Genomic DNA, 8,595 nt, shown 5'->3' with positions numbered 1-8,595 from the left:
TATTCCCTGCCATCGGCCACAAGATCGCCGCGGCCATGGGCGCCACCGATATCAAGATCAGCCCCAAGTTCGCCCAGAGCAAGCACATCATGGGCGGCACCATCATGGGCAGCGACCCGGCCAACTCGGTGGTCGATGCCGACTGCCGCGCCCATGACCACGACAACCTGTTCCTGCCCGGTGGCGGCGCCATGCCCAGCACCGCCTGCGGTAACAGCACCCTGAGCATGGCGGCACTGGGCCTGAAGGCGGCCGATGCCATCCTGCGTCAATTGCAGAAAGCCTGAGGCCGAGCATGAAGACACTGATTCTCATCGGCCTGACCAGCGCCTTGCTGTCCACCTCCGCCCTGGCCCAGACACCCGCGTCGGCCAACCTCGATGTTAGCGCTAACACGAGTCCCGCCGCCACCCCGGTTACCAGCGCGCCGGCACCAGCTGCCGCGCCCTCTGCACAAGAAACATTGATCGAGCGTGGCCGCTACCTGGCTACCGCCTCCGATTGCATCGCCTGCCACACTGCACCGCATGGCAAACCCATGGCCGGTGGCCTGGCTATTGCCTCGCCGGTGGGCGAGATCATCGCCACCAACATCACGCCCTCCAAGACGCACGGCATCGGCAACTACAGCCAGGCCCAGTTCGCCGCCGCCCTGCGCCGCGGCGTGCGTGCCGATGGCACCAACCTGTATCCGGCCATGCCCTACACCGCCTATGCGGCACTGACCGATGCCGATGTCGAGGCGCTGTATGCCTACTTCATGAAGGGCGTAGCGCCGGTCGATGCGGCCCCGCGCCAGACCGAGCTGCCCTTCCCGATGAATCTCCGCTGGTCGCTCAAGCTCTGGAATGCGCTCTTCCTGAAACAGCAGCCGTTGCCGCCGGCGCCCCAGCATTCGGCACAATGGCTGCGTGGGCGCTACCTGGCCGAAGGGCCGGCGCATTGCAGCAGTTGCCATACGCCACGCGGCTTCCTGATGCAGGAAAAGGCCGACCTGGCGCTGTCCGGCGCCCAGGTCGTTCCTTGGTACGCGCCCAACATCACCTCGCATCCCGGCGCCGGCATCGGCAGCTGGAGTGAGGATGAGCTGATCACCTATCTCCAGACCGGCCGCCTGGAAGGCCGCGCCCAGGCCGCCGGCAGCATGGCCGAGGCGATCACCCACAGCTTCTCCCAGTTGACCGCGGACGACCTGCGCGCCATCGCCGTCTACATCAAGGAGACCCCGGCCATCGGCCCGACCCAGAGCACGCCAGCCACGCTGGGCAACCGCTTCGACCAGGGCCAGGCCGGCAATGCGCTGGCGCAGTTCCGGGGCCGCACGCTCAACGCCGAGAGCTCCGAGGAAATCCGCGGCGCGCGCATCTTCTCCGGCAGTTGCGCTTCCTGTCATGGCTACAACGGCCAGGGCAGCCGCGATGGCTACTACCCCAGCCTGTTCCACAACTCGGCCACGGCGGGCGTCAATGCCAACAACCTGATCGCCACCATCCTCTACGGCGTGGACCGCAAGACGGCCCAGGGTGGGCATGTCTTCATGCCGCCCTTCGGCGACCAGCCCAATGCCCTCAACAAGCTTTCCAACGAAGACGTGGCGGCGCTGTCCAATTACCTGCTGAAGTACTACGGCAAGCCCGAGCTGAAGGTCAAGGTCGAGGACGTGGAGATGATCCGCCAGGGCGGCCCGCGCTCTTCGCTCCTGCTGCTCGCGCGTATCGGCATCGGAGCCGCCGTGGTGCTGATCTTGCTGCTCTTGTTGCTGGGCCTGATGATGGCCCGCCGTCCGCGCATCGATCCCGAGCACGACTGGAAATAAGATAAATTAAATAAATGAAATAAAACAAAAACGCTGTTCCCCTCATCAGGGAACAGCGTTTTTGTTTTTGCGAGCGCCGCTTCAGACCATGTTAGGACTTGGCGTAGCGCCCTTGCAGCTCGGCCTCGGCACGCAAGCGATCGTACTCATTGCGCGGCAGTGGCTGGGCATCGGCTTCACCCAGTTTTTCCAGCGGGATGCGATAGGTCTCGCGGGCCGACATGGCCGCCAGTGCGGCCACGATGGTGATACCAAAGGCGATGCTACCCACCGTCAGCCAGATGTGGCTGGCCCCCGGCGGCGCCACCGCAGTAAAGAGCGCCGGCAGCATGGCGGTGATCGCCGTACCCAGGTTCTGGCCGATGGCCATGGCCGACACGCGAGCACGAGCCGGGAACAGTTCCGGGAAGAAGCTGGGGAACACGGCGTTATATCCCTGGTACACCACACCCCACATCAGGATCGACATGACGAAGGCCAGTTCGACATTGCGGATGCTGATGGCATACAGGTAGGCGAAGGCAAACAGCCCGGCCAGGAGCGAGCCGACGACGATGGGCAGGCGGCGACCGATGCGGTCCGACAGCTTGCCCACGTAGGGAATCACCAGCACCGCCACGATATTGCCCACCACCGGAATCCACAGATAGACATCCTTGGCAAAGCCCACGCCATAGGCCGGCTGCACTGCATAGGCAGCACCGAAGATGGTGGCCACTACCGGAATGACGTTCATCAAGGCCATGCAGACCACCCGCAGCATATTGGGCGTGCAATCGCGGAAGGCGTCCACCACCGGCGAGCGGCGCTTCAGTTCCTGCTGGTCGGCAGCCTTGAAGACCGGGGTTTCATCGACCTTGCGGCGGATGATCCAGCAAACGATGATGACCAGGAAACTCAACAGGAAGGGAATGCGCCAGCCCCACAGATTGAACTGCTCGGTGGGCATGTAGTGCGCCAGTGGCAGGAACACGGCGGCGGCCAGGATCTGCCCGGCCTGCACGCCCTGCAAGGCGAAGCTGGAGTAGTAACCGCGCCGCCCGAAGGGTGAGTGCTCCAGGATCATGGAACTGGCCCCGGAAATTTCACCGGCCACCGCAAAGCCCTGCGCCAGACGCAACAGCACCAGCAGCGCCGGCGCCCACAGGCCGACCTGGTCATAGGTCGGCAGCAAGCCCACCCCGATGGTGGAAAAACCCATCAGGAACATGCACCACAGCAGCACCTTCTTGCGCCCGTGGGTATCGCCCAGGTGGCCCAGCACGAAGGCGCCGATGGGACGCGCCACGTAGCCCACACCATAGGTGGCCAGCGAGGCGATGATGGCGGTGGTCGGATCGCCCTTGGGGAAGAACAGTTGCGGGAAGATCAGCGAGGCGGCCGTGGCATAGATGAAAAAGTCATAGTATTCCAGCGCCGATCCAATCCAGCCGCTGGCGGCGGCCTTCTTGCTCTGCTGCGTGTGATCGTTGGTATGTGAGGATTGCATGATGTCTCCGTCGGGTGATGCTGGGCAAGCCGCCCTGGTGGAGCGGGCCGGCTTGCCGGAAAAATGAAGAAATTCAGAAGCGATGCAGGATACCCATCTGCAGGCCCACCAGGCTCTTGCCATTGATGTCGGCCCCGGCCAGGTTGCTGCCCGGCCCGGCCGAACCGCTGAAGCGCCAGCCGGCATTGGCCTGGTTCTTCATGTAGTTGGCAAAGCCATACAGCGTGGTGCGCTTGGACAGGTCGTAGTAGGCGCCGATGTTGCCCCCCTGGGCGCCGCCCTCCTTGTGGGAGGTATCGACCATGACCCCGTAGAGCGCGCCGATGCGCAATTGGGGCGTCACGCGATAGTCCGCCGAGATCTGGTAGACATGGTAGAAGCGCTGGATATTGGGATCGTTACCGGCAAAGAAATTATTGGGGTTGCTGACATTGTTGAGGATGGTCGCGGCATTGTTGCCATTGGCGTTGGCGGTGGTGTTGTTGCTGCGCACGTAGGCCAGGTAGATCTTGCCCGGGCCATAGTCGTAGTCGGCATACACGTTATGGTATTGCACCGTATTGTCGTAGCGGCCGCCGGCATTGGGTTTTGCCATCAATCCGGCATAACCGGCACGATACGGGCCGCTAGTGTAATCCACCCCGAGCTGATACACACCACGCCGCCCCAATCCCTCGCCTGCGGTCTCCGGCATGGCGTAGTGGAGATCGAACTGGATACCGGCCCAGCGCGGCGATTTCCAGGACAGGTCATTGTCGAAGCGCGAAGGCACGCCAAAGGTATTGATGATGGAACCGTAGGTGGTGCGCTCGGTATAGTCGATGGCGCCGCCGATGAAGAAGGGCACGCTGTTCTGGCGTCCGATACGGAACTCGCCGGCCGCCGGGGTCTTGATGCCGACCCAGGACTGGCGGTCGAACAGGCGGCTGCTGTCGGCCAGGCCACCAGTGTCCCCCGAAAAACCGTTTTCCAGCGTGAAGGTGGCCGCATAGCCAGCGCCCAGGTCTTCGTACCCCTTCAAGCCGATACGGCTGCGCAGGATGGCGCCATCGTTGAGGGCCCACAGGCTCTTGCCGCTGCTGCTGCGCATGTAGCCCAGGTATTGGTCCACGGTGCCGTACAGGGTGACGTTGCTGGCGCTCTGCGCCAACGCCGTGCCGGAAGCGGCCAGCAGCAGGCCCATGGCCACCGGCGTGCGTAAGGATAGTTGCTTCATGTCTCGATGATCTCTGTTGTCGTTATGCTTGTGATGAAGTGGATCAGCCTTCCCACGGGCAAGAGCCCGCCCTGCCCAGGCAGGGCAAGGCGTGCATCATCGATGCGGGAATGGCAAGAACGGGGAACTGCGCCGGCCATCATGCCGGAGCGAAATCAGGATGGGGGATGCTGTGCTGTCATGTCGTCTCCTCTGTTGTGTTGATGCGGCCCGGCACCGGGACGACATCCTCAAACCCGCTCGCAATCGTTATTGTTTTGGCGAGCCGGCGCTACTGCTGCAAACCGGCGTCAGGCTGCCACCGGTTCACGCACCCGCAATCCGCGTCGCAGCACCTGATCGGTGACCCACTTGGCCGAGCGCCTTGCCCGCTCGGCGACCACGGCCGGCGACATCTGCAGGTAATCATCATTGAACACTTCGAAGCTGTAGTCGCCGCGATAACCGCTGCGATGCAGGCGCCGCACCATGTCCGAGAGCTCCAGCGAATGCTCGCCCTCGCCGGGGAAGACGCGCAGGTGGCGCGCCGTCTCCAGCCGCTCCTCGGGGGTGCGGATTTCACGCCACATGAAGTCCGACAACTGCACCATCACGATGCGCTTGCCAGGAATGGCGTCCAGGTCTTCCAGCGCGCCGCGGTTGGCGAGAATATGAAAGGAATCGATCACCACGCCCAGATTGGCATGGTCGGCCATCTCCACCACTTCCCAAGCCTGCATGTACTGGTTGATGTGGCGGCCCCAGGACAGCGCCTCGAAACCCACGCGGATGCCCAGCGGCACCGCCAGGTTGGCCAGCTTGGCCAGGTCGCGCGCGATGTGGCGCGCATCGCCGCTGGCATGTTGCGAAGTGGACGAACACACCAGCAGCAAGGGCGAACCGACCGCCTTGCAGATTTGCAGCAGGTTCTTGGCCACGTCCACCTTGTAGTCGTGCAGCGTGCCTTGCAAGCCCTCGTAGTCGCGCATGACCTGGATGCCGGTCACCCGCTGGCCACTGTCGCGCACCAGCTTGACGGCGGCGTCCAGCCCGCCCGGATGGCCCACCAGATCCTTGGACCACAGCATGATCTGCGAGAAGCCGGCCGCCTTGGAGGCCTGCAACTTGGACTCCAGTCCACCCGGCAGGGTGATGGTATCCATGCCGAAATGATCGAGGTTCACAATGCCTCCAATGCGCGGAAGTCATCCGCCGACACGCCCGGCCAGCCGAACAGCTCAAGATACAGTGGCGCCTGTTCGATCAGCATTTCCTTGCCCTTCTGGATGCGGCACCCCTGGGCCTGGGCCTGCACCAGCAACTGGCTCATCTCGATCTTCATACCGCAATCGGCCACGATGGCCTGGCGGTTCACGCCTTCCAGCGCGAAGGGCATGGGGTCGCCCACATGCATCCCCAGCGGAGTGCAGTTGACCAACAGATCGAAACCGCTGGCGTCGGGCTGGGCAAAGCGCACCCGGGTCGCCGGGAAGGCTGCTTCCACCCGTGCCAGCAAGGCTTCGGCGCCGGCGCGATTGGTATCGAAGACACTGATCTCGGCCACGCCCTGTGCCGCCAGCGACGCCACGATGGCGCAACCGACGCCACCGGTGCCCACCACCAGGGCGCGCGTGCGATTCCACACCAGCGGCTGCTCGCCGGCGGTACGGGCCAGCGCCCGGATGAAGCCCTCGCCATCAATCAGGTCGCCCCAGATCACCCCCTGGGCATCGCGATACACCGCATTGCAGGCGCCGGCCACGCGGGCGCGCAGGGTGGCTTGCTCGACCGCCTCCAGCGTCATGGGCTTGTGCGGGATGGAAACGAAGATGCCGCCCACGTTTTCCGTCTTCATGAACATGCGCACCGCTTCGCAATAGCGCTGCGGCTCGATCTTGAACGGGATGACGCGTGCATCCAGGTCGTGATGCTTGAAGTAGGCATTGAAGAGGGTCGGCGCCTTGACCTGTTCCACCGGCCAGCCGATGACGGGGAAGATGCGGGTGGTGCCTGTGATTTCCTTCATGATCTCAATTCTTGTCTTTCTGGCTGCGTACCAGTTCGAAACTGACGCCGCCCTTGTAGAGCTGGGTGAGCGCACCGCGCTCGCTGATCTGGGTGGGGGCGCGGTCGACGAAGATCACGCCGCGCTCCTGCAATTGCCGCACCGCCTGCAACACGTCGGGCGTGCCCAGGCCCAGGCGCAGCCATTCTTCTTCCCAATGGATGTCTTCGGTACCCTCGGGCGGCTCCACCAACTGGATGTAAAACTGACGGCAAGGGCTGGCCAGCAATGTGCCCTTGGGCAGGATGCCGAAGAACTGCCCTTCCGGCAGCACCGAAAAACCCATCAGGGTGGAATAGAAGTCGATCCACTCACGCGTGCGATCGGGCCCCACCGCCTGCACCAGGCCGAAGAAATGCAAGCCCGAGAGCGCCGTGGTGGTGCGGCGTTCCTGGCTGGATGGCTTGAAATCGACGTCGTAGATGGAAAAGTCGCGATAGCGATCGACGAAGTAGATGATCGAGTCGCCACAGCCATGCACGCCCGGAATATTCAATTCCATCGCCCCAGCCCGGGTCGGAATCGGCCAGGCCCCCAGTTCGGTCACACGGCGATAGGCTTCGTTGGCATCACGCACCCGCAGCGCGATGGCGCTCAGGTTGGTGGCCTGCACCTCATGGTCGAAGCCGGACCAGGCCGACACGTCGGCATTGACGATCACGTTCATCCCACCCTGGGTGTAGAGCACCACCTCGCGCGAACGGTGCCGGCCGACCTGCTCGAACCCCATGCGCTGCAGCACGGCGCCCAGCGCCAGCGGCTCGGTGGTGGCGTATTCGATGAACTCGATGCCATCGATGCCCAGCGGATTGGTGGGGACAGGATTGTTTTCTATGGTGTTCATCATGATCCCGATGATTTGTCTCGGAGCCGAGTATAGCCAAGCCCCACCCCCACCAAAAGGCTAAAATGAGGCCAAACGTGCGATAATCGCGCAAGATGTTCGCCAATCACTCATTTTTGGATATTTTTTACGATGATCGACCAAAGCCCGGTAGACCTGGACATCCAGAAGCGTGACCTGATCGAAGGATTGATGAAGGGTTTCGACGTCATCACCGCCTTCAACAGCGACTCCCCCCAATTGACCGCCAGCGAAGTGGCCGAGCGCGTGGGCCTGACCCGCAGCGCGGCGCGCCGCTACCTGTTGACGCTGGTGCATACCGGCATGGCGGCCTCGGACGGCAAGAAGTTCTGGCTCATGCCGCGCCTGTTGAACCTGGGCCAGTCCTACCTGGAGTCGGCGCGCGTACCGCGTGCGGTGGTGCCCTTCCTGCAACGGCTCACGCAGCAATTGCAGGAATCCACCAATTTCTCGCTGCTCGATGGCGATGAGATCGTCTACGTCACCCGGGTGACGGCGGCGCAACTGGTCAATGCCGGCTTCGAACCCGGCACCCGCCTGCCGGCCTACACCACCACCGCCGGCCGGGTCTTGCTGGGGATGCGGGAAGACGCCGAGATCCAGGCCTACCTGGAACGCGTGACCCTGATCCCGCACACCCACATGGCCATGACCGACAAGGCCGCGCTGTTCCAGGAAATCCTCACCATGCGCAAGCAGGGTTATGGCATCACCGAAAACCAGTTCGAGATGGGAATGCGCGGCATCGCCATCCCGGTCAAGAACCGCAGTGGCCGCGTCATCGGCGCCTTGAGCGTGACCTCCAACCTGGCCGCCTGCTCGCGCGAAGACGCCCTGGCGCGCGGCCTGCCGGCGCTGCAGACCACGGCCAATACCTTGATGATGTGGGTATGAAGAGGGAGCCTGGACGATGAGCGAGATCGACCACAGCGCAGCAGCCGCAACAACCGCAACATCAGCAGAAACCGAAGACAGCAGCACCGGCGGCCTGTCGCGGCGCGACTGGATCGCCGGGCTGGAAAAGGGATTGCTGATCCTGGAAGCCTTCGACTACGACAACCAGCGCATGACCTCGGCCCAGGTAGCGGCCCGCACCGGCCTCTCGCGCACGGCGGCGCGGCGCTACCTGTTGACGCTGGAACACCTGGGCTACTGCACAGCGAAG

General features: G+C 63.4%; 9 protein-coding genes. 4 read left to right on the top strand and 5 right to left on the bottom strand.

Annotated elements, in window-relative coordinates; all coding sequences use genetic code 11:
• A partial coding sequence (locus I5W_RS13220) for a GMC oxidoreductase (protein WP_044529576.1) occupies window positions 1–287 on the top strand: 287 nt, incomplete at its 5' end.
• 8 nt (window positions 288–295) lie between these two features.
• A complete protein-coding gene (locus tag I5W_RS13215) occupies window positions 296–1,816 on the top strand; it encodes a cytochrome c (protein ID WP_044529575.1) in 1,521 nt (506 codons plus the stop codon).
• A 91-nt stretch (window positions 1,817–1,907) separates the two neighbouring features.
• Here I5W_RS13215 and I5W_RS13210 read toward each other — a convergent pair whose 3' ends face one another.
• The 5 genes from I5W_RS13210 to I5W_RS13190 form a co-directional block, all read right to left on the bottom strand.
• Window positions 1,908–3,305, bottom strand: a complete 1,398-nt coding sequence (locus I5W_RS13210) for an MFS transporter (protein WP_044529574.1) — start codon at window positions 3,303–3,305, stop codon at window positions 1,908–1,910.
• Window positions 3,306–3,378: 73 nt separating this feature from the next.
• Window positions 3,379–4,521 (bottom strand): porin, encoded by a 1,143-nt coding sequence (locus I5W_RS13205; protein WP_017452333.1) that lies wholly within the window; start codon window positions 4,519–4,521, stop codon window positions 3,379–3,381.
• Between the two features lie 290 nt (window positions 4,522–4,811).
• The gene (locus tag I5W_RS13200; RefSeq protein WP_017452334.1) at window positions 4,812–5,684 is read right to left on the bottom strand and encodes a sugar phosphate isomerase/epimerase family protein; all 873 of its coding nucleotides are present in this window, start codon (window positions 5,682–5,684) and stop codon (window positions 4,812–4,814) included.
• Window positions 5,681–6,526 carry a shikimate dehydrogenase family protein gene (locus I5W_RS13195; RefSeq protein ID WP_044529573.1) on the bottom strand — a complete coding sequence of 282 codons (846 nt, stop codon included), beginning with the start codon at window positions 6,524–6,526 and terminating at the stop codon, window positions 5,681–5,683. Before I5W_RS13195 ends, I5W_RS13200 begins: the two co-directional genes overlap by 4 nt.
• 4 nt (window positions 6,527–6,530) lie before the next feature.
• A complete protein-coding gene (locus tag I5W_RS13190) occupies window positions 6,531–7,412 on the bottom strand; it encodes a 4-hydroxyphenylpyruvate dioxygenase (protein WP_044529572.1) in 882 nt (293 codons plus the stop codon).
• A gap of 129 nt (window positions 7,413–7,541) precedes the next feature.
• On the opposite strand from I5W_RS13190, the gene I5W_RS13185 reads away from it, so the two are divergent.
• Both I5W_RS13185 and I5W_RS13180 read left to right on the top strand, forming a co-directional pair.
• Window positions 7,542–8,324, top strand: a complete 783-nt coding sequence (locus I5W_RS13185) for an IclR family transcriptional regulator domain-containing protein (RefSeq protein WP_017452337.1) — start codon at window positions 7,542–7,544, stop codon at window positions 8,322–8,324.
• A gap of 16 nt (window positions 8,325–8,340) precedes the next feature.
• On the top strand, window positions 8,341–8,595 hold a 255-nt coding region (locus I5W_RS13180; RefSeq protein WP_044529571.1), incomplete at its 3' end, for a helix-turn-helix domain-containing protein.

Origin of the sequence: Herbaspirillum sp. B65, assembly GCF_000333555.1 — a bacterium.
Taxonomy (GTDB): Bacteria; Pseudomonadota; Gammaproteobacteria; order Burkholderiales; family Burkholderiaceae_D; genus Herbaspirillum; species Herbaspirillum rubrisubalbicans.
This window is presented reverse-complemented; position numbering and strand designations above follow the sequence as displayed.